The organism is Halegenticoccus soli, from assembly GCF_002844195.1.
Taxonomy (GTDB): Archaea; Halobacteriota; Halobacteria; order Halobacteriales; family Haloferacaceae; genus Halegenticoccus; species Halegenticoccus soli.
Genome location: NZ_PEND01000002.1, coordinates 521,004 through 545,992 on the forward strand (window position 1 = coordinate 521,004; position 24,989 = coordinate 545,992).

26 protein-coding genes, 1 tRNA gene and 1 pseudogene are annotated in these 24,989 nt (G+C 71.9%); 19 read left to right on the forward strand and 9 right to left on the reverse strand.

The window, feature by feature from the left end; translation table 11 throughout:
- Positions 1–134: 134 nt before the first annotated feature.
- On the forward strand, positions 135–1,061 hold the full coding sequence (locus CNO20_RS07615; protein ID WP_101295529.1) for a cobalamin-binding protein: 927 nt from the start codon (positions 135–137) through the stop codon (positions 1,059–1,061).
- A 153-nt stretch (positions 1,062–1,214) separates the two neighbouring features.
- Here the strand turns inward: CNO20_RS07615 and CNO20_RS07620 are convergent, their stop codons facing one another.
- Complete coding sequence (locus tag CNO20_RS07620) at positions 1,215–1,397, reverse strand: hypothetical protein (protein ID WP_101295530.1); 183 nt, start codon at positions 1,395–1,397, stop codon at positions 1,215–1,217.
- Positions 1,398–1,649: 252 nt separating this feature from the next.
- Here CNO20_RS07620 and CNO20_RS07625 point away from each other — a divergent pair, with 252 nt between their 5' ends.
- On the forward strand, positions 1,650–2,453 hold the full coding sequence (locus CNO20_RS07625; protein ID WP_101295531.1) for a class I SAM-dependent methyltransferase: 804 nt from the start codon (positions 1,650–1,652) through the stop codon (positions 2,451–2,453).
- A gap of 42 nt (positions 2,454–2,495) precedes the next feature.
- Here CNO20_RS07625 and CNO20_RS07630 read toward each other — a convergent pair whose 3' ends face one another.
- The 4 genes and pseudogenes from CNO20_RS07630 to CNO20_RS07645 form a co-directional block, all read right to left on the reverse strand.
- On the reverse strand, positions 2,496–2,819 hold the full coding sequence (locus CNO20_RS07630; RefSeq protein ID WP_101295532.1) for a hypothetical protein: 324 nt from the start codon (positions 2,817–2,819) through the stop codon (positions 2,496–2,498).
- 109 nt (positions 2,820–2,928) lie between these two features.
- On the reverse strand, positions 2,929–3,576 hold the full coding sequence (locus tag CNO20_RS07635; protein ID WP_101295533.1) for a DUF7095 family protein: 648 nt from the start codon (positions 3,574–3,576) through the stop codon (positions 2,929–2,931).
- Between the two features lie 61 nt (positions 3,577–3,637).
- Positions 3,638–4,417 (reverse strand): annotated as a pseudogene (locus tag CNO20_RS24270) (NAD-dependent epimerase/dehydratase family protein).
- Positions 4,418–4,472: 55 nt separating this feature from the next.
- Positions 4,473–5,831 (reverse strand): MFS transporter, encoded by a 1,359-nt coding sequence (locus CNO20_RS07645; protein WP_101295534.1) that lies wholly within the window; start codon positions 5,829–5,831, stop codon positions 4,473–4,475.
- A 348-nt stretch (positions 5,832–6,179) separates the two neighbouring features.
- Between CNO20_RS07645 and ncsA the strand changes: the two genes are divergently transcribed.
- Together ncsA and CNO20_RS07655 are read left to right on the forward strand one after the other, a co-directional pair.
- Positions 6,180–7,166 carry a tRNA 2-thiolation protein NcsA gene (gene ncsA / locus CNO20_RS07650; protein WP_101295751.1) on the forward strand — a complete coding sequence of 329 codons (987 nt, stop codon included), beginning with the start codon at positions 6,180–6,182 and terminating at the stop codon, positions 7,164–7,166.
- Between the two features lie 87 nt (positions 7,167–7,253).
- Positions 7,254–8,297: a pentapeptide repeat-containing protein gene (locus CNO20_RS07655; protein WP_101295535.1), complete on the forward strand. Its 1,044-nt coding sequence runs from the start codon at positions 7,254–7,256 to the stop codon at positions 8,295–8,297.
- 158 nt (positions 8,298–8,455) lie between these two features.
- On the opposite strand, the gene ftsZ is transcribed toward CNO20_RS07655, so the two are convergent.
- The 3 genes from ftsZ to CNO20_RS07670 form a co-directional block, all read right to left on the reverse strand.
- Positions 8,456–9,613 carry a cell division protein FtsZ gene (gene ftsZ, locus CNO20_RS07660; RefSeq protein WP_101295536.1) on the reverse strand — a complete coding sequence of 386 codons (1,158 nt, stop codon included), beginning with the start codon at positions 9,611–9,613 and terminating at the stop codon, positions 8,456–8,458.
- A gap of 2 nt (positions 9,614–9,615) precedes the next feature.
- Complete coding sequence (locus CNO20_RS07665) at positions 9,616–9,804, reverse strand: ribbon-helix-helix domain-containing protein (RefSeq protein ID WP_101295537.1); 189 nt, start codon at positions 9,802–9,804, stop codon at positions 9,616–9,618.
- Between the two features lie 207 nt (positions 9,805–10,011).
- The gene (locus CNO20_RS07670; RefSeq protein WP_101295538.1) at positions 10,012–10,575 is read right to left on the reverse strand and encodes a double zinc ribbon domain-containing protein; all 564 of its coding nucleotides are present in this window, start codon (positions 10,573–10,575) and stop codon (positions 10,012–10,014) included.
- A 119-nt stretch (positions 10,576–10,694) separates the two neighbouring features.
- On the opposite strand from CNO20_RS07670, the gene CNO20_RS07675 reads away from it, so the two are divergent.
- The 15 genes from CNO20_RS07675 to CNO20_RS07745 all read left to right on the forward strand — a co-directional run bounded on the left by CNO20_RS07675 (position 10,695) and on the right by CNO20_RS07745 (position 23,610).
- Positions 10,695–10,768: transfer RNA gene (locus CNO20_RS07675), tRNA-Tyr, on the forward strand.
- A gap of 116 nt (positions 10,769–10,884) precedes the next feature.
- Positions 10,885–11,907: a Gfo/Idh/MocA family protein gene (locus CNO20_RS07680; protein ID WP_101295539.1), complete on the forward strand. Its 1,023-nt coding sequence runs from the start codon at positions 10,885–10,887 to the stop codon at positions 11,905–11,907.
- Positions 11,908–12,110: 203 nt separating this feature from the next.
- Positions 12,111–12,719 (forward strand): translation initiation factor IF-2 subunit beta, encoded by a 609-nt coding sequence (locus tag CNO20_RS07685; protein WP_101295540.1) that lies wholly within the window; start codon positions 12,111–12,113, stop codon positions 12,717–12,719.
- Positions 12,720–12,793: 74 nt separating this feature from the next.
- Positions 12,794–13,189 carry a DUF5789 family protein gene (locus tag CNO20_RS07690; RefSeq protein ID WP_101295541.1) on the forward strand — a complete coding sequence of 132 codons (396 nt, stop codon included), beginning with the start codon at positions 12,794–12,796 and terminating at the stop codon, positions 13,187–13,189.
- A gap of 85 nt (positions 13,190–13,274) precedes the next feature.
- Complete coding sequence (locus tag CNO20_RS07695; RefSeq protein WP_101295542.1) at positions 13,275–14,435, forward strand: M24 family metallopeptidase; 1,161 nt, start codon at positions 13,275–13,277, stop codon at positions 14,433–14,435.
- Positions 14,436–14,628: 193 nt separating this feature from the next.
- Positions 14,629–15,681, forward strand: coding sequence for a dipeptidase (locus CNO20_RS07700; RefSeq protein ID WP_101295543.1), 1,053 nt, complete (start codon positions 14,629–14,631; stop codon positions 15,679–15,681).
- A 117-nt stretch (positions 15,682–15,798) separates the two neighbouring features.
- Positions 15,799–16,422: an HAD family hydrolase gene (locus CNO20_RS07705; RefSeq protein ID WP_101295544.1), complete on the forward strand. Its 624-nt coding sequence runs from the start codon at positions 15,799–15,801 to the stop codon at positions 16,420–16,422.
- Between the two features lie 55 nt (positions 16,423–16,477).
- Positions 16,478–17,380, forward strand: a complete 903-nt coding sequence (gene cbiB, locus CNO20_RS07710; protein ID WP_101295545.1) for an adenosylcobinamide-phosphate synthase CbiB — start codon at positions 16,478–16,480, stop codon at positions 17,378–17,380.
- Positions 17,381–17,459: 79 nt separating this feature from the next.
- Positions 17,460–18,212, forward strand: a complete 753-nt coding sequence (cobS, locus tag CNO20_RS07715; RefSeq protein WP_101295546.1) for an adenosylcobinamide-GDP ribazoletransferase — start codon at positions 17,460–17,462, stop codon at positions 18,210–18,212.
- The gene (locus tag CNO20_RS07720; protein ID WP_101295547.1) at positions 18,212–18,757 is read left to right on the forward strand and encodes an NTP transferase domain-containing protein; all 546 of its coding nucleotides are present in this window, start codon (positions 18,212–18,214) and stop codon (positions 18,755–18,757) included. Before cobS ends, CNO20_RS07720 begins: the two co-directional genes overlap by 1 nt.
- Positions 18,748–19,740, forward strand: a complete 993-nt coding sequence (locus CNO20_RS07725) for a nicotinate-nucleotide--dimethylbenzimidazole phosphoribosyltransferase (protein WP_101295548.1) — start codon at positions 18,748–18,750, stop codon at positions 19,738–19,740. Before CNO20_RS07720 ends, CNO20_RS07725 begins: the two co-directional genes overlap by 10 nt.
- Complete coding sequence (gene cobD / locus CNO20_RS07730; protein WP_101295549.1) at positions 19,730–20,740, forward strand: threonine-phosphate decarboxylase CobD; 1,011 nt, start codon at positions 19,730–19,732, stop codon at positions 20,738–20,740. The genes CNO20_RS07725 and cobD overlap by 11 nt, the downstream gene beginning before the upstream one ends.
- Positions 20,733–21,443: an adenosylcobinamide amidohydrolase gene (locus tag CNO20_RS07735; RefSeq protein WP_101295550.1), complete on the forward strand. Its 711-nt coding sequence runs from the start codon at positions 20,733–20,735 to the stop codon at positions 21,441–21,443. The genes cobD and CNO20_RS07735 overlap by 8 nt, the downstream gene beginning before the upstream one ends.
- A gap of 61 nt (positions 21,444–21,504) precedes the next feature.
- A complete protein-coding gene (locus CNO20_RS07740; protein ID WP_101295551.1) occupies positions 21,505–22,860 on the forward strand; it encodes a cobyrinic acid a,c-diamide synthase in 1,356 nt (451 codons plus the stop codon).
- Between the two features lie 54 nt (positions 22,861–22,914).
- Positions 22,915–23,610 (forward strand): cob(I)yrinic acid a,c-diamide adenosyltransferase, encoded by a 696-nt coding sequence (locus tag CNO20_RS07745; protein WP_101295552.1) that lies wholly within the window; start codon positions 22,915–22,917, stop codon positions 23,608–23,610.
- Positions 23,611–23,646: 36 nt separating this feature from the next.
- Here CNO20_RS07745 and CNO20_RS07750 read toward each other — a convergent pair whose 3' ends face one another.
- Positions 23,647–24,822, reverse strand: coding sequence for an MFS transporter (locus CNO20_RS07750; RefSeq protein ID WP_101295553.1), 1,176 nt, complete (start codon positions 24,820–24,822; stop codon positions 23,647–23,649).
- Positions 24,823–24,989 lie beyond the last annotated feature (167 nt).

Genomic DNA, 24,989 nt, shown 5'->3' on the forward strand with positions numbered 1-24,989 from the left:
ACCGGGCATTTCGATCGGCCGTCGAGTCCGGCACTCCGATCGCGCCCGCTCTTTCGATCGCACCTGATCCCTCGACGGCGACCGGTCGACCGGTCGCGGCGCGAACTTTTGCCCGTTCGACCCCTACCCGGACCATGCGCATCGTGTCGCTCCTCCCGTCGGCGACGGAGATCGTCTACGCCCTCGGCCTGGAACCGGTCGCGGTCTCCCACGAGTGCGACTACCCGCCCGAGGCGGCGTCGAAGCCGGCGGTCGATCGCTCGCGGGTCGACCCGACCGCCGGCAGCGCCGAGATCGACGACCAGGTCAGGCGGGCCGAACGCGACCACGGCGGGGTTTACGAGATCGACCTCGACGCGCTCCGGGAGGCGGATCCGGACCTGATCGTCTCGCAGGGCGTCTGCGACGTCTGCGCGGTCGACAGCGTGCTCGTCGAGGAGGCGGTCGCGGAACTCGACCTCGACGCGGAAGTCCTGACCACTGACCCGCACGGCCTCGACGACGTCCTGGCCGACGTCGAACGCGTCGGCGCGGCGACGGGCCGGGAGGAGCGCGCCGCCGAACTGGTCGCCGATCTCCGCGCGCGGATCGACGCGGTCGCGTCCGCCGCGATCGGGGTCGACGACGCGCCCCGGACGCTCGTCCTCGACTGGACGGATCCGTCGATGGTCGCGGGGCACTGGATCCCGGAGCTGGTTTCGCTCGCGGGCGGGGAATACGGCCTCGCGGATCCGGGGGCCGCGTCGCGCCCAATCGAGTGGGAGGCGGTCCGCGGGTTCGATCCGGAGGTGCTGGTCGTCGCGCCGTGCGGGTTCCGGCTCGAACAGACGGCCGAGAACCTGTCGGACCTGACGGGGCGCGACGGGTGGGGCGACCTGACGGCCGTCCGCGAGGGGCGCGCTTTCGCGATGGACGGTCACCACTACGTGAACCGGCCGGGGCCGCGGCTGGTCGACGCGCTGGAGCACCTCGCGGCGCTCGTCCACCCCGAGCGGTTCGACGCGCCGCCGCCGGACGTCGCCCGCTCCCTCGAATCGCTCGAACCGCCGGCGGAGCCGTGAGGTCCGCGGTGGGCCGAAGTGGCGGTTTCGTGATTCTCTGCGAGCGACTGGAGCGCCCGCCGGATTTCGGGATCGTCACACGTTCGCCAGCAACTTCGGAGGTGATTACTGGCCGATACTGAGACCGAAAGTGAAACCGAGACCGCGCGGCGACTACTGCGAGAGAACCCAGTACATCCCGTACGCGACGCTGAGTAGCCCCCAGATCAGGATCGAGACCGAGAGGGTAGATGTCTCACCGCTGACCGCAATGGTTAGCAACGTGAACCCGCTGACGAGGATGCCGACGGCTGTGAGGAGGTGACCGGGGACGCGGGCGGCAAACGCCTGGCGCATAGCAAGTTCTACCGTTTGCAGAGATAATAAGATGGTGAAGAGATTTCGCGTGAAATCTCTTTCAAACGCGCCACGGGAGAGCCGTCTCAGTCGGACGACCGAACGGACCACTCCCAACGACAACTCACGTTTCGCGTTCGATCATCGGCCGAGTCGAAAGAGCGCTCCACCCGGTTCCGTGACGCTCTCCACGACCCGTCGAGATCCGATCGACACCGACCGGCTTTTGGCCCTCTCGCCGCAAGTGCGCCCATGCGCCGGTTCTCCGCCGAGTACCTCAGCCGGACCCGCGACGGGATGTGGGCGGACTCCAGAGCGGCGCTCTCCGACCTCGAACTCCCGACCCGCGAGCGCGTCCTCGACGTCGGCTGCGGGACCGGCGAACTCTCGCGGGTGCTCGCGGCCGAAGCCGGCCCCGACTGCGAGGCGTACGGCCTCGACGCGGACCCGTCGCTCCTCCGGGTCGCGCGCGGGGAGGCCGGAATACCCGCGATCGCGGGGGACGCGACCCGACTGCCGTTCCCCGACGATTCGTTCGACCTCGTCGTCTGCCAGGCGCTCCTCGTGAACCTGCCCGACCCCGCGGCGGCGGTCCGGGAGTTCGCGCGCGTCTCCTCGGACCTCGTCGCGGCGATCGAACCCGACAACGGCGACGTGGGCGTCGACTCGACCGTCGACCGCGAGGTGGCGCTCGAACGGCGGGTGCGGGCGGCGTACCTCCGCGGCGTGCGGACGGACGTCGCGCTCGGCGGTCGGGTCGCCGAACTCTTCGACGAAGCCGGGCTGTCGGACGTGCGGACGCGGCGGTACCACCACCGAAAGCTCGTCGAACCGCCGTACGACGAGCGCGAACTGGAGAGCGCGAAGCGGAAGGCGACCGGTGCCGGCATCGCGGACCACGAGGCGGAGCTCAGACGGGCGCTGCCGGACGCGGCGTACGACGACCTCCGCCGCCGGTGGCGGGAGATGGGCCGGTCGATCGTCGAACAGATGCGCGAGCGGGCGTACCGCCGCGCCGAGGTCGTCCCGTTCGACGTGACGGTCGGTCGGGTCTGACTCTCCGTTCCGTGGTCGGGGAGAGGACCGGGCCGGGAAGGACTACCCCGGGGGCTCGGAGGCGGCGCCGCCTCGGACGTCGTAGTTCCCTCCGCCCTCCTCGCCGTCGCCGCCCTCTCCGCCTTCTCCCTCTTCGCCGCCCGCGCCGTTCTCGCCTCCCCTGTCGTCGTCTTCGCCCTCTCCGCCCTCTCCGCCACCTTCCTCACCCTCACCGCCTTCGCCTCCTTCGCCGCCCTCTCCCTCGCCGCCGGGGCCGGCGCACCCCGCGACGAGCAGCGCGGTCGCGAAGCCGCCGAGTCGAAGCACCCGTCGGCGCGTCGCCGTCCGTCGCGGCACCTCCTGTCGCGTCGCCGCTTCTCGTTCCATACCGACGACGACGGGAGCGAGCGGCCTTAGCGTGACGGCCGCGGTCGGGACGATTTCGGAAACGGCGACGAGGACGGCGATCGAGATGGAGACGGAGGCGACCGGCCGATCAGACCACGTCGCCGCGGACGGTCGCGCCCGTCTGCCGCGCCCGGTACTCGCGCATCGCCGCCGCGGCCTCCCGCGCCGTCTCCTCGTCGAGTCCGAGCATCTCCAGCGCCCCGGAGAGCGTCGGGAAGGGCAACTCGCCGCCGCGGAGCTTCTCCATCGACTCCTCCCCGTACGTCCCGTCGATCCAGAGGCAAACGCCCCGCGGATCGAGGATCTGGTCGTAGGCCTCGCGGGCCATCGCCCCCCGGAGGCGCTGGGTGACGTTCTTGTCGAAGCTGGCGTTGCACACCTCGAGGTGGATCGGCTCCTCGTCGCTCGGCAGGAGGTGTGCGGCCAGGCACTTTTCGGGCGCGGCGTGACCGTTGTCGTTCGCGCGGAGGAACTCGGGGAACTGTTCGGCCCACTCGGCGGAGACGCTCTTGCCGACGCCCTTCACCCCGTACGATTCGACGAACTTCGCCTCCGCTTCCCCGTCGCCGCGGAGGAGGATGTCCTTCGTGAGGTAGACGTCCAGCCGGTCGATCGGGTCGAGCCCGAGAGCCACGTCGCCGTACACCCAGATCTCGCGGACGGGGACGGGCATCGGGTCGGACTCGACGGTCCGGACGATCTCCTCGACGCGGTCGAGGGCGGCGCTTCGGTCCATCGGGAGACAGTCGGTGCCGAGCCCGGAAAACGATTTCCGACCGGCGGCAGCCGCGGCGATCCTACTCGTTTCCGAGCGCCTCCGTCGCGTCGTCCCGGGGGCGGTAACCGATGGCCCGGTGGCCGTGCGTGAGCGAGAGGTAGCGGTCGTCGTTCCGCGAGACCGCGTGGACCGTGACCGGCGACTCCGACAGCTCGGCGGTCGCGGCGGCGCGGATCGCGTCCCGGCAGTCGCGGGGGCTGAGCCACATCGCCCGCGCGAACCGCGAGTCGGTCTCCGGGTCCGCCTGCGCCTCGGCGAGCTCGTCCGCCGACAGGAGCCAGCCGATGCGCAGGTTGACGACCTCGACGCCGCGACGGCCCGCGCGTAGTAGTTGCCGAGGGCCTCGCCGGCCACCTTCGAGACGCCGTAGTAGGAGTCTGGAAGCGGCGGATCGTCGGGCGTGACGGTCCGGTAGTCGTCGGCCAGCGACTCCGGTTCGGCGACGTCGCCGACGTTGTACATGTGGACCGCGTGGTTGGAGCTCGCGAAGACGACCCGGTCGAGGTCGTTTCGCACGGCGGCCTCGTAGGCGTTGTACGTCCCGCCGACGTTCACCTCGAACACCGAGTCCCAGCCGGCGCTCGGCGAGGGGTTCGCGGCGAGGTGGATCAGCACGTCCTGCCCCTCGAGGGTTTCGGCGAACGCGTCGCGGTCCTCGACGCTCAGGATCTCGCTTTCGAGGTCGTCGCGCTCGCGGTGCGTGATCGGCGTCACCTCGTGGTCGGCGTCTTCGAACGCTTCGAGGGCCTGCCTGCCTGCCGACGTTGCCCGCGGCGCCGGTGATCGCGATTCTGGCCATGTCGGGGCGTTCGGGCCGCCGCCGGATGACTGCCACGGCCCCGGTCGGCGGCGGATCATCGCGCCCCGTCGCTCGGCTGCGCCTCCGAGACGAAGGCGGCGACGACGAGCGCGTCGATGCCCCAGAGGAGGCCGACGCCGACGACGGCGACCGCGGGCGCGAACGCGTCCGCGGCGACCGCGCCGAGCAGCGGGCCCGCGGTCGCCCCGGCCGCGCCGAGGCTCCCGTACAGCCCGACGAACGCCCCTTCGCTGCCGCTCGGCGCGGTCTCGTACCTGAGCGCGCCGAGCGCCGGTCCGGAGAGCGCGGAGGCGACGCCCCCAAGCGCGAGGAGCGCCGGCGGGGCGAGCGGATGCCCCCCGACGACGAGTCCGACCGCCACGGCCGCCCACAGCGCCTTTCCGACGACGAGGCCCCGCTTTCGCCCGCCCCGATCGGCGAGGCTCCCGCCCACCGGGACGAAGAGCGCGAGGCCGATCCCGAGACAGCCCCACGCGAAACTGACGTACGACGGGCCGGCACCGACCGTCGCCCGCAGCAGCGGCGCGAGGAGCGGGTTGAGCGCGTCGGTGCCGACCGCCGAGACGGCCGCGCTGACGGCGAGCGCGAGGACGGTCGGCGTCGCGGCCGCCCGGAGGCGGAGATCGGACGCCGAAAGGCTCCGGATCGCCTCCGAGTTCGACGCGTTCCCCGTCCGCTCCGTCCCGGGGAGTCGAAGCAGCGCGAGGCTCCCGAGCGCCGTGAGCCCCCCGAGGACGAGAAACGGCGCGGAGAGCGTCGACGCGCCGACGATCGTCCCGCCGAGCGCGGGTCCGAGGGCCACGGAGAGCATGCCGAGCGTCTGGTACGCGCCCATGACGCTCCCCCGACTCCCGTCGTCCGCGAGATCGCCCAGGTAGGCGGTCGTCGTCGCGGTCCGCATCGCCGATCCGACCCCGTCGACGGCCCGGAACGCGAGCAGCCAGCGCGGGTCGGAGACGAACGCGAGCCCGACGACGCCGACGGCGCTCAGCGCCGTTCCCGCGACGATGAGGGGCTTTCGTGCGAGTCGATCCCCGACGTAGCCCGCGGGCGCGGAGAGGAGGGCGCTCACGGCGGTCGGCAGCGCGAACACGAGACCGAGGAGGATCGGGCCCGCGCCCAGCCGCTCGGCGTACAGCGGCAACAGCGGCACGACGATAGAGGTCGACGACTTGTCGAGCAGGTTCGCCGCCCCGAGCAGCGCGAGGCGCGGATCGCGGAGGTGTCTGAGCGAGCCGTAGTGGCCCGCGAACGGCGCGAGCCGGTTCGCAAGCGGTTCGAGTCGATCCGCGATCGGCGCGAATCGGTTTGCGAGCTGTTCGAGCAGGCGTGCGAGCTGTTCGAGTCGTTCCGCGAGTCGTTCGGAGAGGTGGTTTCTGGGGCCGCGTCTCATTCGTCGTCGTCGGAGGGTGCGGTCGGCTGGCGGTGGCTGCGATCCGAAAACGGGCTGACCGACTGCTCCGACGCGACGGGGCGTCCGACGCGGTCAGACGCGGACGGGGAGGGTCTCCATCTCGCTCGCACCGTCGCGGCTCGGCGTGATGAACGTTGGGGAGGTGTGAGACTCGGTGTCTCGGCGGCGCGGGGTGACCGACGCGCGGAGAACGCCCGCGGAGAGCGATGCCCGCCGATCGCGACCGGCGCGGCCGGCGGATCGGCGTCGGATCGGCGTCGGATCGGCACGGCGACCCCGGTGACAGAGACGAAACCGTCATACGCGCAGGCGCACAACCCGGCCGTGATGGAGTGCGACAAGTGCGACCGCGACGCGGTGATGCACGCGGCCTACGCCGGGACCCACCTCTGCGAGGAGCACTTCTGCGTCTCGGTCGAAAAGCGCGTCCGCCGCCGGATCAGGGAGGACGGTCTCCTCTCGTCCGATGCCACGCCGGAGGAACCGGAGACGTGGGTCGTCGGGCTCTCCGGCGGGAAGGACAGCGTCGTGCTCACGCACATCCTCGAGGAGACGTTCGGCAGGGACCCGCGCGTCGAGCTGGTCGCGCTGTCGATCCACGAGGGTATCGAGGGGTACAGGGACGAGAGCCTCGACGCGTGCGTCGAACTCGCCGAGAGTCTGGGGATCCGCCACGAGGTCGTCGCCTACGAGGACGACCTCGGCGTCCGGATGGACGACGTGGCGGAGAAGGACCCGATGAACATGGCCCCCTGCGCGTACTGCGGCGTGTTCCGGCGCGACCTCCTCGAATCGTACGCGGCGGCGTTCGGCGCGGACAAGCTGCTGACGGGGCACAACCTCGACGACGAGGCGCAGACCGCGCTCATGAACTTCCTCGAAGGCGACGTGAAACAGGTCGCAAAGCACTTCGACGCGAGCCTGGGGGGCTTCGACGAGCGCGAGGAGCAGTCGGACTTCGTCCCCCGCGCCAAGCCGCTCCGCGACGTCCCGGAGAAGGAAGTCGCGCTCTACGCCCACCTCCGGGACCTCCCCGCGCACGTCGCGGAGTGTCCCCACGCGAGCGAGGCCTACCGCGGCGAGATACAGCGGTTGCTCCTGAAGCTGGAGGAGAACCACCCCGGCACCCGCCACTCGATCATGGCGGGCTACGAGGAACTGGCCGAACTGGCGGCGCGCCGGTACCGGAACGGCGGCGAGGACGGCGCGGACGACGGCGACGCCGCCCTGGGCGAGTGCGAGCGCTGCGGATCGAAGACGGCGCGGGACGTCTGCCGGAAGTGTAGGCTGATCGAGGCCGTCGAGGCAGCCTGAATCGGCGCGCCGAGCGCTCTGCCTCGACATCGTTACGTACTCCCCCTGACGCTAAGGCGTATTGCGTTTCTCCGCGTAGGATCGTACGTGTCCGACGGACGCTGCGAGTACGAACAGGACGTACACGAGGTGGACGGACTGGGTCCCGCGTGCTGCTGGCGGGAAGTGTGGGGCGACCGAGAGCGGTGCGTCTGGCACGCGGACGAGTCGGACAAACCGCGCGAGGCGCTGGAACGCGACCGCCCGGACCGGGGAGAGCGCATCGACGGCGCGGTTCTCCGCGGCTCCCCCCTCTCGGGAGTCGACTGGTTCGCCGGGCGCACGCTCGCCAAGGCGGACTTCGCAGGGAGCGTGCTGCGCGAGAGCGACTTCAGCGACGCGGACCTGCGCCACGCGAAGTTCGAGGACGGCGACGTCTCTCGGGTGACCTTCGAACGGGCGAACCTCGAAGACGCCATGTTCGTCCGCACCGACGTTCGGGGGACGAACTTCGAGAACGCCAAGCTCTACCGAACCTACTTCTTCGACGCTCGGATGGACAACGAGACGGCATTCGGCGACCGGATCGTCTACGAACGGGCGCTCGCCGACGCGGACACGAACGAGGAGATGGTCGCCGTCGGCGACGCGGCGACGTGGACGTACCGCGGCATCCAGCGAGTTCTCGACGAAAACGCGCTCACGCGCCGCGAGCGCCGCTACTACGTCCGCGAAAAGGACGTCCTCCGTCGCGTCTCCTGGGCGAGAGAACAGTACGGACACGCGCTCATGCTGGAGGCGTCGCGGTGGGTGATGCTGTACGGCGTCAGCCCCTTCCGCGTGCTGGCGTCCTCCGCGCTCGTCATCCTCGTCAGCGCCGTCCTGTACCCGCTCACCGGCGGCCTTCAGGAGCCCGGCGCTGGATCGGCGATCCTGTACCCGATCGAGACGCTCGACGAGCGGACCCCCGGGAGGCTCGCCTACGCGTTCTTCCTGAGCCTTTACTTCAGCGTCATCACCTTCACGACGCTCGGGTACGGCGACGTCCAACCGCTCGGGCTCGCGGCCAGAGCGGTCGCCAGCGCGGAATCGCTTCTCGGGACGCTCCTGATCGCGCTCCTCGTCTTCACTCTCACTCGGAGCATCCGGTGACCGCACCCCGAACGAGCGCCCCGCTCACGCGTTCAGTTTCGATTTCCGGCGGAGAACGTCTGTCGTCCCGGCGAACGAAGAGTCGGCCGTCCGGACGACGGCACCGCATCGGCCTCGAAAACCGATCGAATCAGGATCGAATCAGAATCGGTTCCGCGTCAGCGGATCACGTCCAGCCCGTTGTTCTGTTCGAGCTGGTCCTGGCCGCCGTCGGACTGCCAGGAGGCGTTGGCTTTCGCGTCGAACTCCGAAACGTCCTCGATGCTCGCGCGCGACTTGTCGGCCTGCTTCTGCGTCGTCGGGCCGAGCACCTGCGCGCTCTGGACCCCGGTCATGATCGCCATGACCCGCACCTTGCCCTTGTACTCCTCCTGGATGCGCGCGCCCCAGATGACGTTGGCGCTCGCCTCCAGCCGCTCCGTGATGTTGTCGGCGATGCCCTCGGCCTCCTTGAGCGTGAGGTCGGGGCCGCCGGTGATGTGGACGAGTCCGCCGGACGCGCCGCGGTAGTCCACGTCGAGGAGCGGGTGGTTCATCGCGTCGCGCACGACCTCCTCGGTCTTGTTCTTGTCCTGCGTCTCGCCGACGAGCATCACCGCCACGCCGCCCTGGTTCATGATCGTGGACATGTCCGCGTAGTCCAGGTTGATCAGGGACGGCTGTGTGATGGTCTCGGAGATGCCCTTGACGGTCTCGGCGATGATCTGATCCATCACCGAGAACGCCTTCCCGATGGGTAAGTTCGGGACGTAGTCCAGGAGGCGGTTGTTGTCGAGGACGATGATCGAGTCGGCCTCGTTGCGGAGCTTTTCGAGCCCCTCCTCGGCCTTGACCGTCCGCGCGCGCTCGACGTTGAACGGGGTCGACACCATGCCGACGACGATCGCGCCCTGCTCCTTGGCGATCTTCGCGACGACGGGCGCCGCGCCGGTCCCCGTGCCGCCGCCCATGCCGGCGGTGACGAACACGAGGTCGGCGTTGCCGAGCACGTCCTTGATGGTTCCCTGCGCCATCTCCGTCGCGCGCTCGCCCATCTCGGGGTCGCCGCCGGCGCCGAGGCCGGCGGTCAGCGACTTGCCGACGAGGATCTTCGTGTCGGCTTCGATCATCTTCAGGTGCTGCTTGTCGGTGTTGATGGCGACCGTGTCGGCCCCATCGACGCCGATGTTGTAGAGCCGGTTTATCGTGTTGTTCCCGGCGCCGCCGCAGCCGACGATGACGATGCGCGGTTCGCCGAACTCCTCGGCGTCGGCAGCGCCCGTCTCGCGCTGCTCCTTTTCGGCGTTTTCCAGCGCGTCCTGTACGATGTCCTGCATCGTTACACCTTGGCCCAGCTACGGTCGGCGCTCTTCGGTTTGGAGGACTCGCGCTTTTCGCTCTGTTCTTTGAGCATGTCGCGGACGGCCGAGCGGATGGCCTCGCTTCGGTTCGGGAACTCTCCCGTTTCGACCATCTGCTCGACTTCCTCGATCTGCTGCTTCGGAATTCGTAGTGTCACACGCTCCATGTTTGCATTCCCCCGGTAAGACGGCGGACGTGTGTCCGTGCGACCGTCTTACGCGCCGTCGCCGGAACCCGGGCGTTCTCACCCCCCGGCGGGCGTTGTAAGACGACCGTCTTACGCGACAGTATGCACATAGCGATAGGTTATAAAACTAACGGCGGGCGTAAGACAACCCGCCGAAGACCGCGTATACGCGGCCGAAACGTGCGTTTACGGGCGGTCGAGGACGTCGGCGGCTGGCGTCCGACGGCCGCAGCTGGGGCAGAACGCCCAGTCGGATCTAACCTCGTCGCCGCACTCGCAGAAGACGCGGTGTGACGCCTTCTCGCCGCAGTTGGGGCAGTATACGTGCTCCCCGGCCATCTCCTCGCCGCACTGGCCGCACGTTTTCGCGCCCCGATCCGCGCCGCTCGCCCTGTCGGCCGATGTCTTACGCGCGTCGACGCGCGTCGACTCGTCCTCCGCGGCGGTCCGCGCGGCCGCGCCCTCGACGGTGACGTTGATGTTTACGTCCTGCGGAGGGCGGGAATCGGCGCCCGCGCCCGCCGCCCTGAGCCGATCGTCGAGTCGCTCCGCGATGAGCGCGTCGACGCGCTCGACCAGAACGTCCTCGAGCGTCCCCTCGCTCCCCCGTGACTCACGTTCCGCTCCGCCCCCGTCGGCGCTATCGAGATACGAGCGGAGCGCCTCCCGCATGACCTCGCTTTTCGAGGCGTCGAAGGCCTCTAACCGCTCGACGAGGTCGTCGTCGGCGCGGAACGTGATCTTGCTCATCGTACATCATTCCCATACGGTCGCGGGTATTTGAATCTTCCTCACCGTCCGACGTCGCCGTCCCGTGCGGCGGATACGATGGTAACCCTTAAACGCGTGACCGGGGTAGATTACTCTGACCGCGCTTAGCTCAGCCTGGCAGAGCAGCCGACTGTAGATCGGCTTGTCCCCCGTTCAAATCGGGGAGCGCGGATTCGCTCGCAAATCCGTCGATCCCGGTGAACGTTCGACCGGGGGTAGCGAAACCGGCGAAATCCGGTCCCGCCCAACACGCCTATTGCGGTCCTCTTCGTACGCCGAGCAGTACCTATGCCCGCTGAGAGTGACAACGGACCGTCGTTTCGCATCGGACTGATCGGGACGGGATACATCGGCACGACCGTCGGCGGCGAGTTCTACCGCCACTCGGAGGCGACGGTCGCCGCCCTCTCCGACATCGACGAGACCGCCCGAGCGGAGGCCGGCGACCTGTTCTCCGTGCCGGCCGACTCGCAGTATTCGGACTATCTGGAGATGCTGGACGCGGAGCAGCTCGACGCCGTCCTCGTCGGGACGCCTCACACCCTCCACTACGAGCAGATCAACGAGGCGCTCGACCGCGGCCTGCACGTCCTCTGCGACAAGCCGCTGACCACGGACGCGGCGGAGGCGCGGGACCTCGTCGACCGGATCGAGGGCGGCGATCAGACGCTCATGATCGGCTACCAGCGCCACCTCAACCCCTCGTTCGTCTCCGCGCGGGAACGGTGGAAGGAGAGCGACCGGACGCCCCGGTGGATCTCAGCCGAGGTCACGCAGAACTGGATCCGGCGGTTCGAGGGCACGTGGCGGCTCAACCCCGGACTGAACGGCGGCGGCTACCTCTGGGACACGGGCAGCCACCTCCTCGACGCGGTGCTCTGGACCTCCGGGCTGACGCCGACGGCCGTCTCGGCGGACATGGACTTCGTCGACGACGACCAGCGGGTCGACAGCCGCGCGCGGCTCACCATCCGGTTCGAGGAGGGCGCGACGGCGACGGTGTCGACGTTCGGTGACGCGCCCTGCACGCGCGAACACATCCACATGTGGGACGACGACGGCGCGGTGTACCTGGAGGGCCGCGAGTGGGAGCCCCGAGAGCTCGTCACCGTCGACGAGGAGAGCACCGAGCACAGGCCCTACGTCGACTACCGAACGCGGCAGACGAAGGCCGACGCGTTCGTCGAAGCGGTCCGGACCGGCGAGGAGCCCCCGGCGACCGTCCGCGACGGCCTGCGCGTCACGGCGGTCACCGAGGCCGCGTACGAGGCGGCCCGCTCCGGCGACTGGGAACCCGTGGAGCTCGAATAGCCGCGTTCCGGTTCTCCGCCGGATTCGACCGACGACGGTTCGAACTCCCGCTGCGGGAGGTGATCGGCCGGTCGCGACGGGGTCGTGTGATTCGCGTGGGTTCGCGCGATTCGCGTGATCTGGTTGCGCGAGACGCGGCGCGGCCGTGCCGCGTGCGAACGCGACAGCAGAAGTGCTTTAGGCCCGGATCGACTGTGGACTGTATGGATTATCAAGCCAGCCTCGACCGGGCGCTCGACGAGATGCCCGACCTCGGGGGATCGGACGAGCGCCTGGAGGTCCCCGACGCCCAGGCGCAGAAGGACGGCGCGTTCACGCGCCTGACCAACCTCGCCGCCATCGCGGACGCCCTCTCCCGCGACCCGGAGCACATCCACAGCACCATCCAGCGCGACCTCGGGACGAACGGTCAGTACGCGAACGGCCGCGCCCGTTACAACGGCACCTTCACGGGCGGGGACTTCGACACGGCCATCAAGAAGTACGTCGAGGAGTACGTCATCTGCTCGGAGTGCGGACTGCCGGACACGCGACTCGTCACCGAGGGGCGCACGCAGATGCTCCGCTGTGAGGCCTGCGGCGCGTTCCGGCCCGTCGCCAAGCGCAAGCGGACCCAGCAGCGCAGCGACCGCCCCGACGTGGAGGAGGGCAAGACCTACGAGGTGAAAATCACCGGCACCGGACGCAAGGGCGACGGCGTCGCCGAGAAGGGCAAGTACACGATCTTCGTCCCCGGCGCGAAGGAGGGACAGGTCGTCAACGCGTACATCGAGAACGTGAGCGGCACGCTCGCGTTCGCGCGCCTGGCCTGAGCGGACTGTCCGAATCCGGGTACCGTTCACGGCGGGCCGCCAGACCCATTTCCGTGCGCGACCAATCCCGAACCATGCCCGAAAACGACCCCGGCGACGTTCAGGACAGCGCGGCCGAGCGGCAGCGCGAGCGCGCGGACCACGTCGAGAACATCCTCGCCGAGACCGAATCGCTGCGGTCGCTCCTGGACGAAGCCAAGTACCCCGTGCGGAGCGAAGAGCTCGCGATGGAGTACGGCGACCAGCAGATCGAACTGGCGAACGAGACGGAGTCCCTCGGCGACGTGTTCGACCGACTGGCCGGCGAGGAGTTCGAGTCGCCCGAGGAGGCCCGCGAGGCGATCTACGGGGAGATCACGGGCGAGGCGGCCCGCCTCGGCGAAGCGGGCCGCGCGGAGTACAACGAGGAGCGCGACCTCCAGGCGCTCGCCGACGAGGCCGACGAGCGGGGCGACGCTGACGCGTCGTAGCGCTTCGGGGAACGCGCACCGATCCGATTCCGGAACGGGCCGCCGGTGAATCCAGCTTTTTACGGCGGTCGACCGACCAGGAGCCATGGCAACGAGACTCCCCGACGCGGAGTTCCGGCTCCGCCTCGACGCGGTTCGCGGTCGGCTCGCCGACACCGACGCCGACGCCGCCGTCTGGTTCGGCGCGACGAGCATCGAGTACCTGACCGGCTTTCACCACATCCAGACGGAGCGGCCGGTCGCGCTCGCGGTCGCCCCCGACCGCGTCGAGATCACCGTCCCCCGGCTGGAGGTTGAGCGCGTCGAGGGCAACGACCGCATCGACGCCGTCCACAGCTACTTCGACTACCCCGGCGGGAAGCCCGTGGAGACGGCCGTCGGGATGCTCCGCGGGCTCGGCGCGGAGTCCGTCGCAGCCGACGCCGACGGCGCGCCCGGCGTGATGGGGTACGAGGGGCCGGCCCTCTCGGAGTTCCTCGACGTGGAGACGCAGGACTGGGTCGCCCGGATGCGGTGGGCGAAGACGGACGCCGAAATCGACCTGATCCGCGAGTCGGCGAAGTGGGCGAACCTCGGCCACCGCTACCTCGCCGAGTACACCGCGGTCGGCGCGCACCCGATCACCGTCTCCCAGCGCGCCTCGACCGACGCCTCGCGCGCGATGCTCGACGCGCTCGGCTCCGAGTACGCCGTCCGCACGCGCGGCGACGGGCCGGTTCACGCGGGCTACATCAGCGGCGCGGAGACGGCGCTCCCGCACGGCCACACGCCGAACGAGCGGCTCTCCGAGGGCGACGTGCTGATCACCGGCGCGACGGCGAACGTCGACGGCTACCGCTCCGAGCTGGAGCGGACGATGTTCGTCGGCGAGCCGAGCGACGAGGACGAGCACTACTTCGAACTGATGCTCGAAGCGCAGACCGTCGCGATCGACGCGATGGGACCGGGGGTGCCCGTGAGCCGCGTCGACCAGGCGGTGTGGGACTACTTCAAAGAGCAGGGCGTGACGGACCTCGCCCGGCACCACGTCGGCCACAACGTCGGGATGGGCGGCCACGAACCGCCGTACGTCGACCGCGGGAGCGACGCGGAGATGGCCCCCGGCCACGTGTACACGATCGAGCCCGGCCTCTACACGGACGAGGCTGGGTACCGCCACTCGGACACTGTGGCCGTCACCGAGACGGGCACGGAGTCGCTGACGTACTTCCCGCGGGACCTGGAGTCGAACGTCGTCCGCGGGTGAGTTCGGCGACCGGCGTCGTGTGGCGTCGCGGCGTCGGTCGTCGAGGTGTCGGTCGCCGGGTATCGGTCGCATCCGTGGACACGATCGTGTCCTCGACCGTCGGTCGGAGAAAGGTTGACCACGCGTTGGGGCGTAGTCGCCCCATCGGACGCCCTCACGCGACCGGCGCGGGCCGTCGTTCGAGAGACCACCGATGACGCGCACTCCACCCCGGTTCTTCGACGGCCACAACGACACGCTGTTGCGCCTGTACGCGGCGGACGCCGAGGAACGGCTCTTCTTCGAGGGGTGCGACGGCGGCCACCTCGACCTCCCCCGCGCGCGCCGCGGCGGGTTCGCGGGCGGGTTCTTCGCCGCGTTCGTCCCGAGCCGCGTCGAGACGCGGCGCACCGACACCGCCGACGGGTACGAGGTCGAGACGCCGCCGCCGCTCCGCCCCGCCTACGCCCGACTGGCGACGCGTGAACTGCTGAGGCTGCTCTCGCGCGTCGAGTCGAACTCCGACGGGGCCGTTCGCGTCGTCCGGACCGCGGCCGAACTGGAGGACTGCCTCGACCGGGGCGTCCTCGCCGCGGTCGCGCACCTCGAAGGCGCGGAGGCGGTCTCGCGCGACCTCTCGAACCTCGAAGCGCTCTACGACGCCGGCGTCCGGTCCATCGGCCCCGTCTGGAGCCGCGAGAACGCGTTCGGTCACGGCGTCCCGTTCCGCTACCCCTCCTCTCCGGACATCGGTCCGGGACTGACCGACGCCGGGCGGCGACTCGTGCGCGCCTGCAACCGCCTCGGCGTCGTGATCGACCTGGCGCACCTGAACGAGCGGGGCTTCCGGGACGTGGCGGCGCTCTCGGACGCGCCGCTCGCCGTCACCCACACCGCCGCCCACGAAATCTGCCCCTCCTCGCGGAATCTGACGGACGAGCAGCTCGACGCCGTCGGCGACTCCGGCGGCGTCGTCGGACTCACCTTCGGCGTCAGGGACCTCTGTCCCGACGGGTCGAGCGATCCCGAACTGCCGCTGTCGGGGCTCGTCGACCACGTCGACTACGTCGTCGACCGGATCGGGATCGACCACGCCGCGTTCGGCTCGGACTTCGACGGCGCGACCGTCCCCTCGGCGCTCGGCGACGCGACCGGGCTCCCCGGGCTCGCCGCCGCGCTCCGCGACCGCGGCTACGGCGACCGCGACGTCCGGAAGCTCGCCTCAGAGAACTGGGTGCGCCTCCTGTCGGACACCTGGGCGGCCTGAGGGCGCGCGTCCGGGGCGTCTTGGCGCGTCCCACGCATCCGGAGCAGCCGCCGAGGTCGGCCGGCCCGTCCGCCGGCACCAGCAACGTTCAAGTCCGCTTTCGCCAATGCAACCGTAGTGGCAGTAACTTTCGACCTCTTCGGAACGCTCGTGGCGGTCGAACGCCCGGCGGACCCGGCGGCGGCGGTCGCCGCGGCGCTCGACGCGCGGGGCGTCGCGGTCCCGGACGACTGGGGCGACGCGTACCGGGAGGTCCACGTCGACGCGCCCGAGGGCGCGGAGGTCCCGCTCCCGGCGCACGTGAGCGCGGCGCTCGCGAGCAGGGGCGTCGACGCCCCCGGAAACGCCGCCCGGCGCGCGGTCGTGAGCGCGTTCGACCCCGCCGTCCGGACCCGGCCGGGCGCGGCCGCGGCCGTCGCCGCCGCCGGCGAGCGCGGTCCCGTCGGCGTGCTCTCCAACTGTAGCGTCCCGGAGCTGGTCGCCCGGACGCTCATCCGGTCGGAGCTGGTTCGGGACGCGTTCGACGCGGTGACGACGAGCGTCGCCTGCGGCTGGCGCAAGCCCCACCGGCGGGCGTTCGAGACGGCCGCCGCCGCGCTCGGCGCGTCGGTCGAGGACCTGATTCACGTCGGCGACGACCCGCGGACGGACGGCGGGATCGAGCGCGCCGGCGGTCGGTTCGTGGACGTGGCCGAGGTGCCGCTGACCGAATTTCCGGCGCGGCTGGAGGCGGACGGATGACCCCCGTCCGCCCGACCAACCGAATCGAGGTCTCGCCGGCGGAGGTGAGCCCGCCGTGCCCCTGACCGCCGCGGCGGCCGTCGGCCTCGCCGCCGGGCTCGACCGCGCGTTCGCCGAGCCGCCGACGCGGTTCCACCCGGTCGCCTGGTTCGGCCGGCTCGTCGCCCCGGTCGACCGCGAGTGGCGGCGACCGAAACCCGTCGGCGTCGCCGCCGCGGCGCTCCTGCCGCTTCTCGCCGGAGGCGTCGCGGCCGGGATCGTCCGCGTCGGCGGACTGATCCACCCTGTCGCGGGCGCGGCGGCGGCGGGCGCGGTCCTGTTTTCGACCACGAGCCTCCGGATGCTGCTCGACGCGGCCCGCGACGCGGTCGCGCTCGCCGGGACGGACCTCGACGCGGCCCGGCGCGGCCTCCGGGCGCTCGCCGGGCGCGAGGCGTCGGACCTCTCCGCGGGGGAGGTTCGGAGCGCCGCGGTCGAGAGCGCGGCCGAGAACCTCGCGGACGGACTGGTCGGGCCGCTCGCCGCCTTCGCCCTGCTCGCGCCCGTCTCGCTCCCGCTCGCGGCCGCCGGCGCGGCGTGGGTGAAGGGCGTCAACACCCTCGATTCGATGCTCGGCTACCGGACGAAGCCCGTCGGCTGGGCGAGCGCCCGGCTCGACGACCTCGTCATGTGGCTCCCCGCCCGCCTGAGCGCCGTGCTCCTCGCCGTCGCCGCCGGGGATCCGGGGGCGCTGCGGCGCGGCTCCCGGTGGGCGCGGGAGCCCCCCTCGCCGAACTCCGGGTGGCCGATGGCGACGCTCGCCGCGGCGCTGTCGGTCAGGCTGGAGAAGCCGGGCGTCTACGCGCTCGACCCGGACGCGGCCCTCCCGACGGAGGCGGAGGCGGCGCGCGGAATCCGCGCCGTCGGCGTCGCCGGCGCGATCGCGTACGTTCTCGCGGGGGCGGTCGCGTGGCTGTGACCGCTGCGGAGGTGGTCGCGTGCCTCCGCTCCGGGGGAGATCACGTCGCTCTGATCGCCGCGGGGGTGACCGCGCGGTGTTGATCCTCTCGGCGCTCCGCGGGGCGGTCGCGTTTCTCACCCGCCTCCCGGTCCGCGGCGACGAGCGCGCGTGGGAGGCGTTCCGTCGCACGCCCGCGTCGTTCCCGATCGCGGGCTACCTCGTTGGCCTCCTCGCGGCGCTGCCGCTCGCGCTCCCGATCCCCCCGACCGCCGCCGCGGCGCTGTACCTCGCGACGATCTACCTCGTCACGGGCGTCGCCCACGCCGACGGCCTCGCCGACCTCGGCGACGCCGCGGCCGTCCACGGCGACCCCGGCCGCCGGCGATCGGTGCTGAAGGATTCGCAGACCGGCGTCGGCGGGGCGCTCGCGCTCGCGCTGACGCTGGCCGTCCTCGCGCTCGGCGCGCTGGGGCTCGCCGGAACGGGGCGACTGGTCGGGCTCCGCCTCGCCGTCGCCGCCGAAGTCGGGGCGAAGGTCGGGATGGCGCTCCTGATCTGCCTCGGCGACGCCGCGCACGAGGGACTCGGGTCGGAACTCGTCGACGAGGCCCGCCCCGCCTCGCTCCCGCCGGTGCTGGTCGCGGCCGTCCCCGCCGTTCTGTTCGCCCCGTTCGGGAGCGGCGCGGCGCTCGCCGCGGCGCTCGCCGCCGGCCCCGTCGCCGCGCTCCTTGTCGGCCGGTGGGCGCGGATCCGCCTGGGCGGCGTCTCGGGCGACGTCCTCGGCGCGGCGAACGAACTCGGCCGGGCCGCCGCGGTCCACGCGGGGGTGATCGCGTGGACTGTCTCCTGATGTGCGGCGGCAGGGGGACGCGGCTCGACGCGGCGGTCGAAAAGCCGCTCGTCGAGATCGGCGGACGGCCGATGGTCGACCGGGTGTGCGACGCGCTCGCCGGGAGCCGCGCCGGGACGGTCCGCGCCGTCGTCTCGCCGCACACCCCTGCGACCCGCGACCACCTCGACGCGCGGGGCGTCGAACTCCTCGACGCGCCCGGCGACGGCTACGTCGAGGATCTTACCTGCGCGCTGGAGGCGGTCGGCTCGCCGGCGCTCACCGTCGCCGCCGACCTGCCGCTGCTCGCGCCGGAACTCGTCGATCGGGCCCTCTCGGCGGCCGGGGGGGAGTCGCTCGCCGTCTGCGTCCCGGCGGAACTGAAGCGCCGGCTCGGCGCGAGCGCGGACGCGACGTTCGAGCGCGGCGGGCGCGAACTCGCGCCGACCGGGCTGAACGTCGTCGCCGGCGCGGAGGATGCGATGCACGTAAGTTACGACGCGAGACTCGCTGTGAACGTGAACAGACCGACCGACATCGAACTCGCGGAGGCGCTGTGCGACTGATCCTCGTCGCCGGGACGACCCGGACGGCTGCGATCGAGGGGATAAGCGCCGCCGGCGCCGACCCGGACGTCATGGTCCACACGCCGAGCGCCGACGCCGAGATCGTCGAGTACGGGCGGACCGTCCGCGCGCCCGTCGTCCCGGTCAGTCCGACGGGCTGTCCGACGCCGGCGGCCGTCACCCGCGCCGCGCGGGAACTCGCGGGGTTCGAGACGCTCGTCGTCGACGGCGGCCTCGCGGAACCGACCGGCGCACCGACCGTCTCCGTCGGGGCGCGGCCGGGGCGCGACGTCCGCGAGCCGGATCCCGTGCCGACCGCGCCGGGGGCGTTCGCGGCCGCCAGGCGGTTCGGCCGACGGCTCCCCGACTCCGAGGTCGTCGTCGGCGAGACGATCCCGGGCGGGACGACGACGGCGCTCGGCGCCCTCCGGGCGCTCGGCGAGGAGTGGTCCGTCTCCTCGTCGTTCCCCGACAACCCCGCGGAGCTGAAGGCGGCCGTCGTCGCCGACGGACTGGCCGCGAGCGACATGTCGGCGGGCGACGCGGCGGGCGATCCCCGGCGGGCGCTCCGCCGGATGGGCGACCCCGTGTTGGCCGTCGTCGCGGGGCTCGCGGCCGGGGCGCTCGAATCCGGCGTCCGGGTGACGCTCGGCGGCGGCACCCAGATGCTCGCGGCCGCGGCGCTCGTGAGGCACGCGGGGATCGAGGAGCCGCTGTCGCTCGCCACGACCTCCTTCGTCGCCGACGACGTGCCGGACCTGCCGGTCGCCGCGGGCGCGCTCGACCTCGGGCTGACGGTGACCGATCCGGGGTTCGAGGGCCGCGACGAACCGGCGCTCGCCGCCTACGTCGCCGGCGAGGCGAAGGAGGGTGCGGGGATGGGCGGCGCGCTCGCGCTCGCGGACCGGGCGGACCGTCTCGACGGTGTCGCAGACAAAACGCTTGAGACGGTCGACGCGCTCGTAGCTGACGATGGACCCTGACTCCCTCTCGGATCTCGGCCACGTCCTCCACGGCGGCGTCTCGGACCACTCGGTCCTCGACTTCAGCGCCAACACGAACCCGCTCTGTCCCCGCGGCGTCGCCTCGGTGTACGACGCCGCGCTGTCGGCGTCCCGCCGGTACCCGACGGACGATTACACGTCGTACCGGACCGCCGCCGGCCGGTACGTCGGCTGCGCGCCCAGGGAGGTCGTCCCGACCGCCGGCGGTCTCGCCGCGATCCGGCTGGCGCTCGGCGTCTCCGTCCGCCCCGGGGACTCGGTGCTCGTTCCGTTCCCCAGCTTCGGCGAGTACGACCGCGAGGTTCGGCTCCAGGGCGGGACGCCAGAGTTCGTCCCGCACGACGCCGCCCTCGACGCCGACCCCGAGCCCCACGCGGCCGCGATCGTCTGCAACCCCAACAACCCGACCGGCGACGCGTACGACCCGCGCGCGCTCCGCGCGTTCGCCGAGCGCTGCCGGGACGCGGGGACGGTACTGCTGGTCGACGAGGCGTTTCTCGACTTCACCGACCACCCGAGCCTCGCCGGGACGCCGGGGGCGGTCGCGGCGCGGTCGCTGACGAAGATGTTCGGCCTGCCGGGCCTCCGCGCCGGCTTCGCGGTGGCGACGGGCGACCTCCGCCGGCGGCTCGAAGCCGCGCGCCCCACCTGGGCGCTCGGCACCCCGGCGGCCGACGTCGGAGCGTACTGCATGGGGCGGACGAACTTCGTCGAGGAGACGCGGAACCGGGTGTCGGCGGAGCGCGAACGGATGCGCGCGTCGCTCGCCGAGTCGTTCGACGTGCATCCGTCGGACGCGCCCTTCCTGCTTTTCGACGTCGGCGATCGGTCGGTGGGGGCCGTCGTCGACGCCGCCCGCCAGGACGGCATCGCCGTCCGGGACGCGACGACCTTCCGCGGGCTCGACTCGCACGTCCGGGTCGCCGTGAAGCGCCCGCGCGAGAACGACCGGCTGCTCGCGGCCCTCGCGGATGTTTGAGGCGACCGTCCGGGAGGGGGTGCTCCGCCTGCGACGGCCGGGGACGCGCTGGCTGTCGACGGGCCACGCCGGCGGCGAGTCGCGCGGCCCGGTCGCCTACAACGTCACCGTGCCCGAGGGGTGGCCGGAGACGGACCTCGACGCGTACGTCGCCGACCGGCGGGCGCGCGCGGGATTCGACGAGGCAGGGCCGGCCCTCCTGACCGGCGTCGACCAGCGGCACGCCCGGCGGGCGCGACTCGGCCCGGTCGAGGCGGTCGTCACCGCCGGCGTGTCGAACCCCGCGACGCTGCCGCTGTCGCCGACGGGAGATGCCGACGACCCCGATGGGGACCGCTCCGACGGGTCGCCGCGCGCCGGGACGATCAACGCCTTCGTCGGGACGACCCGGGCGCTCGACGCCGGGGCGCTCGCGAACCTGCTGACGGTGGTCGCGGAGGCCAAGGCGGCGACGCTGCTCGCGCGGACCGGTTTCTCCGGGACGACGACGGACGCGGTCGTCGTCGCCTGCGATCCCGACGGCGAGCCCGCGGCGTTTTCGGGGAGCGCCACGGCGGTCGGCGCGGCGGCGCGCGCCTGCGTGCGGGACGCGCTCGCGGCGTCGCTCGACGCCCGGTACGCCGAGGTCGAGATGCCGGAGTCGGTCGCGGAGGCGGCCTACGGCGTCGTCACCGACGAGCGGGCCGAGATCTCCGAGCCGTAGGCCGTCCGATTCCTCATCGAACAATTCAAGCATGGTTGCGGTAGATACACCGAGGTAGCACATGAGGGGATTCGTGATCGCCGGGACCGCGTCCGGCGTCGGCAAGACGGTGGCGACGCTCGCGACCTGTCGCGCGCTCCAGCGGGCGGGGTACGTCGTTCAGCCGGCGAAAGCCGGGCCGGACTTCATCGATCCCAGCCACCACACGGCCGCCACGTGGCGCGCCTCGCGGACGCTCGACCCGTGGTTGCAGGGCGAAGCGGGCATGCTGCGGAACTACCACCGCGGCGAGGGAGACGTCTGCGTCGTGGAGGGGATGATGGGCCTGTACGACGGGGACACGAGCACGGCGGCCGTCGCGGAGGCGCTGTCGCTGCCGGTCGTCCTGGTCGTCGACGCGAGCGCGGGGATGGAGAGCGTCGCGGCGACCGCGCTCGGATTCCGGGAGTACGCCGCCCGCGCCGGTTACGACGTCGACGTGGCGGGGATCGTCGCCCAGCGAGCGCACGGAGGCCGGCACGAGCGCGGGATCCGCGGCGCGCTCCCCGACGACCTCGCGTACTTCGGCCGGATTCCGCCCCGCGACGACCTCGAGATCCCCGACCGACACCTCGGCCTCGTGATGGGCGAGGAGTCGCCGCTGACCGCCGAGGCGCTCGACGCGGCCGCGGATTGTCTCAACCTGGAGGCGCTCGTCGAGGTCGCACGCGCGCCGCCCGAACCGGACGGGGCCGCCGGCGGATCGAACGGATCGACCGGGAGCGCCGGAAGCGCCGGAACTGCCGGGGGAACCGAAACGGCCGGGACGACCGAAAAGACCGTCGCGGTCGCCGACGACGCGGCGTTCCGGTTCGTCTACCCGGCGACGCGCGAACGCCTCCGCGAGCGAGCGGAGGTCGTCACGTTCGCTCCGACGCTCGGCGACGATCTCCCCGACTGCGACGGCGTCTACCTGCCCGGCGGCTACCCCGAGCTCCGCGCCGAGGCGCTCGCTGAGAGCCCCGCGCTGCGGACGCTCGCGGAACGGGCGGCCGACGGGCTCCCCGTCCTCGGCGAGTGCGGCGGGCTGATGGCGCTCTCCGAGTCGCTCACGACCGTCGAGGGGGAGACGCACGCGATGGCCGGGATCCTCCCCGCCGACGTGCGGATGCACGAGCGCTACCGGGCGCTCGATCACGTCGAACTCCGGGCGCGGACCGACGCGCTCACGGCCCGCGCGGGCGAGACGATCCGCGGCCACGAGTTCCACTACTCCGGCGCGGACGTCGGCGGCGACGCGCGCTTCGCGTTCGACGTCTCGCGCGGGAGCGGCATCGACGGCGAACGCGACGGCCTGACGGAGTACCGGACGCTCGGGACGTACGCGCACGTCCACGCCGAGAGCGGCGCGTTCGACCGCTTCGTCGAGGCACTCTGAGCCTGGGGAGACACCGAGACACGCCACGACCGCCCGGAGACACCGATACACACCATGACCGACGAAGACGCACGAACCAGAGACGAACTGCTGAAGAACACGCCCGGCCGGGGGATCACCCCCGAGGCGCGCCCCATCGAACCGAGCGCGCCGGAGGAGTTCGGCCTCGTGCAGGTCTGGTGGGGCGGCGGCAAGGGCAAGACCACCGCCGCGATGGGCATGGGCTTTCGCGCCGCGGGCCACGGCTACCGCGTCCACATGCTCCAGTTCATGAAGGGCGGGGCAAACAGCGTCGAGGCAGTCCGCGGCGAGTACAACGCGATATCGGCCATGCCGGGGTTCTCCTACGAGAACACGGGTCACTACGGCTGGCACGGCTTTCTCGACGGCAGTGACGACGACGAGCACGCCGCGAAGGCGGCGGGCGCGCTCGCGCGCGCGGAGGAGCTACTCGGGGCCGCGGGCGAGGCGGACCTCTCCGCACCCCTCGACCTCGCGGGGCCGCCCGAGGACGGAATGCACATGCTCATCCTCGACGAGGTGCTGTACGCCGCGAACTCGGGATTGCTGGAGCCCGAGGACGTGCTCGATCTGATCGACGCGAAGCCCGACGGCCTCGAACTGGTGCTCACCGGGAGCCACGAGGAGCCGGCGTACCTGCTGGATCGGGCCGACCTGGTCACGGAGGTTCGGAAGGCGAAACACCCGATCGACGCGGGCCAGCGGGCGCGGAAGGGAACGGAGTACTGACGGGGCGGCCGTCACCGCGCACCGATCGGCCGGGGATCACTCGGCGGCCGCGACGTCGGGAACGCCGCGGGTGCCGGTCGCGAGAACGGTGAGTGCGACCACGGCGACGAGCGCCGCGGCGAGGAACGCGGGCGTCGCCATCGCCGCGCCGATGCCGCGCGCCTCCGCGACGACGCCCATCGCCGTCGGCACGACCGCGAGTCCGAGGTACGTCGCGCCGGTGGTGAGCGCGTTTATCGGACCGCTGTAGGCGGGTTCGGCGTCGACGCTGTACGCCGAGAGGGTGGGGAAAAGTCCGGAGACGAGGACGCCTGCCGCGAAGGTGGCAGCGAGCATCGGGTATCCGGTCGTCGCGGCGAAGGCGGCGGCGAGGACCGGCACCGCGAGCAGCGAGACGACGCCGACGAGAGACAGGTAGGAGACGCGCTCGACGAGCCACGTGTATAGCAGGCGACCGGGGACGTAGCCGAGCAGGTAGACCGAGAGCGCCGCGTTCGCGAGCGTCCGATCGAAGAAGGTCGACGCGTAGTACGGGAGCCACGTGAAGACCGCCCCCTCGATACCACCGGTCAGCGCCATCGCGGCACCGGCGCCGAGTACGGCGGGGCGGCGGAGGAGCCGCCGGAGGGCCGCGAGAGAGAGCGTTCGCTCGCCGCCGAGGTCGTCCGGAACGTCGAGTCGCGCGACCAGCGCCGCGACCGGAACGAACCAGGCCGCGACGAGCAGGTACGTCGCGCGCCAGTCGGCGACGCGGAGCGCGCCGGTGACGACCAGCGGGCCGGCGACGGCCCCGATCGCCCACGCGAGCGAGTACAGCGAGAACAGCCGACCGCGACGGGTGGGGTAGAGGTGGCTCAACACCGCGCGATCGATCCCGCGGAAGACGCCGCCCGCGGTCCCCTGCACGAGGAGTGCGAGCAACAGCACCCGGTAGTCGGACGCGCCCGCGAGCAACAGTAGACCGGCGAGGGCGCCGGCGGTCCCGACCAGCATCGTCCGTCTCGCGTCGAGCCGCCCGGCGAGGAGGCCCGCGGCGAGCACCGCGAGGACGAACCCGACGGTTCCGGCGGGCGCCACGAGGCCGAGCAGTCCCTCCGAAACGCCGAACTCGGCCTCGAAACTGGCGAGCAGCGCGCCGCGACTCTGTAGCGCGACCGCGTCGCCGAAGACGAACAGGAAGATCGCGATTATCCAGGCGCGACGGCGGTCCATGGCTCGCCGTTTCCCGCACCTCGACTAAGCTACTCACGTTCCGGTCGGCTTCGCCGGAGATCGGTGGCAGTGCGACGTCGCGCTCGGCAGTCCGGAGCTCGTCGTCGCCCCTCCCGCCGCCGGCGGAGTCCGCTTCGTCGCCCAACGAGGCAGACGGATCCATCGAC

What these genes read in the sequence shown, in the direction of transcription:
- CNO20_RS07620 (WP_101295530.1), bottom strand. Translation starts at nt 1,397, where the DNA reads ATGCGCCAGGCGTTTGCCGCCCGCGTCCCCGGTCACCTCCTCACAGCC.
- CNO20_RS07700 (WP_101295543.1), top strand. Translation starts at nt 14,629, where the DNA reads ATGACGCGCACTCCACCCCGGTTCTTCGACGGCCACAACGACACGCTG.
- CNO20_RS07630 (WP_101295532.1), bottom strand. Translation starts at nt 2,819, where the DNA reads ATGGAACGAGAAGCGGCGACGCGACAGGAGGTGCCGCGACGGACGGCG.
- CNO20_RS07750 (WP_101295553.1), bottom strand. Translation starts at nt 24,822, where the DNA reads ATGGACCGCCGTCGCGCCTGGATAATCGCGATCTTCCTGTTCGTCTTC.
- CNO20_RS07680 (WP_101295539.1), top strand. Translation starts at nt 10,885, where the DNA reads ATGCCCGCTGAGAGTGACAACGGACCGTCGTTTCGCATCGGACTGATC.
- cobD (WP_101295549.1), top strand. Translation starts at nt 19,730, where the DNA reads ATGGACCCTGACTCCCTCTCGGATCTCGGCCACGTCCTCCACGGCGGC.
- CNO20_RS07735 (WP_101295550.1), top strand. Translation starts at nt 20,733, where the DNA reads ATGTTTGAGGCGACCGTCCGGGAGGGGGTGCTCCGCCTGCGACGGCCG.
- CNO20_RS07635 (WP_101295533.1), bottom strand. Translation starts at nt 3,576, where the DNA reads ATGGACCGAAGCGCCGCCCTCGACCGCGTCGAGGAGATCGTCCGGACC.
- CNO20_RS07740 (WP_101295551.1), top strand. Translation starts at nt 21,505, where the DNA reads ATGAGGGGATTCGTGATCGCCGGGACCGCGTCCGGCGTCGGCAAGACG.
- CNO20_RS07685 (WP_101295540.1), top strand. Translation starts at nt 12,111, where the DNA reads ATGGATTATCAAGCCAGCCTCGACCGGGCGCTCGACGAGATGCCCGAC.
- CNO20_RS07625 (WP_101295531.1), top strand. Translation starts at nt 1,650, where the DNA reads ATGCGCCGGTTCTCCGCCGAGTACCTCAGCCGGACCCGCGACGGGATG.
- CNO20_RS07615 (WP_101295529.1), top strand. Translation starts at nt 135, where the DNA reads ATGCGCATCGTGTCGCTCCTCCCGTCGGCGACGGAGATCGTCTACGCC.
- CNO20_RS07665 (WP_101295537.1), bottom strand. Translation starts at nt 9,804, where the DNA reads ATGGAGCGTGTGACACTACGAATTCCGAAGCAGCAGATCGAGGAAGTC.
- CNO20_RS07690 (WP_101295541.1), top strand. Translation starts at nt 12,794, where the DNA reads ATGCCCGAAAACGACCCCGGCGACGTTCAGGACAGCGCGGCCGAGCGG.
- CNO20_RS07645 (WP_101295534.1), bottom strand. Translation starts at nt 5,831, where the DNA reads ATGAGACGCGGCCCCAGAAACCACCTCTCCGAACGACTCGCGGAACGA.
- CNO20_RS07745 (WP_101295552.1), top strand. Translation starts at nt 22,915, where the DNA reads ATGACCGACGAAGACGCACGAACCAGAGACGAACTGCTGAAGAACACG.
- CNO20_RS07670 (WP_101295538.1), bottom strand. Translation starts at nt 10,575, where the DNA reads ATGAGCAAGATCACGTTCCGCGCCGACGACGACCTCGTCGAGCGGTTA.
- CNO20_RS07720 (WP_101295547.1), top strand. Translation starts at nt 18,212, where the DNA reads ATGTGCGGCGGCAGGGGGACGCGGCTCGACGCGGCGGTCGAAAAGCCG.
- ftsZ (WP_101295536.1), bottom strand. Translation starts at nt 9,613, where the DNA reads ATGCAGGACATCGTACAGGACGCGCTGGAAAACGCCGAAAAGGAGCAG.
- ncsA (WP_101295751.1), top strand. Translation starts at nt 6,180, where the DNA reads ATGGAGTGCGACAAGTGCGACCGCGACGCGGTGATGCACGCGGCCTAC.
- CNO20_RS07695 (WP_101295542.1), top strand. Translation starts at nt 13,275, where the DNA reads ATGGCAACGAGACTCCCCGACGCGGAGTTCCGGCTCCGCCTCGACGCG.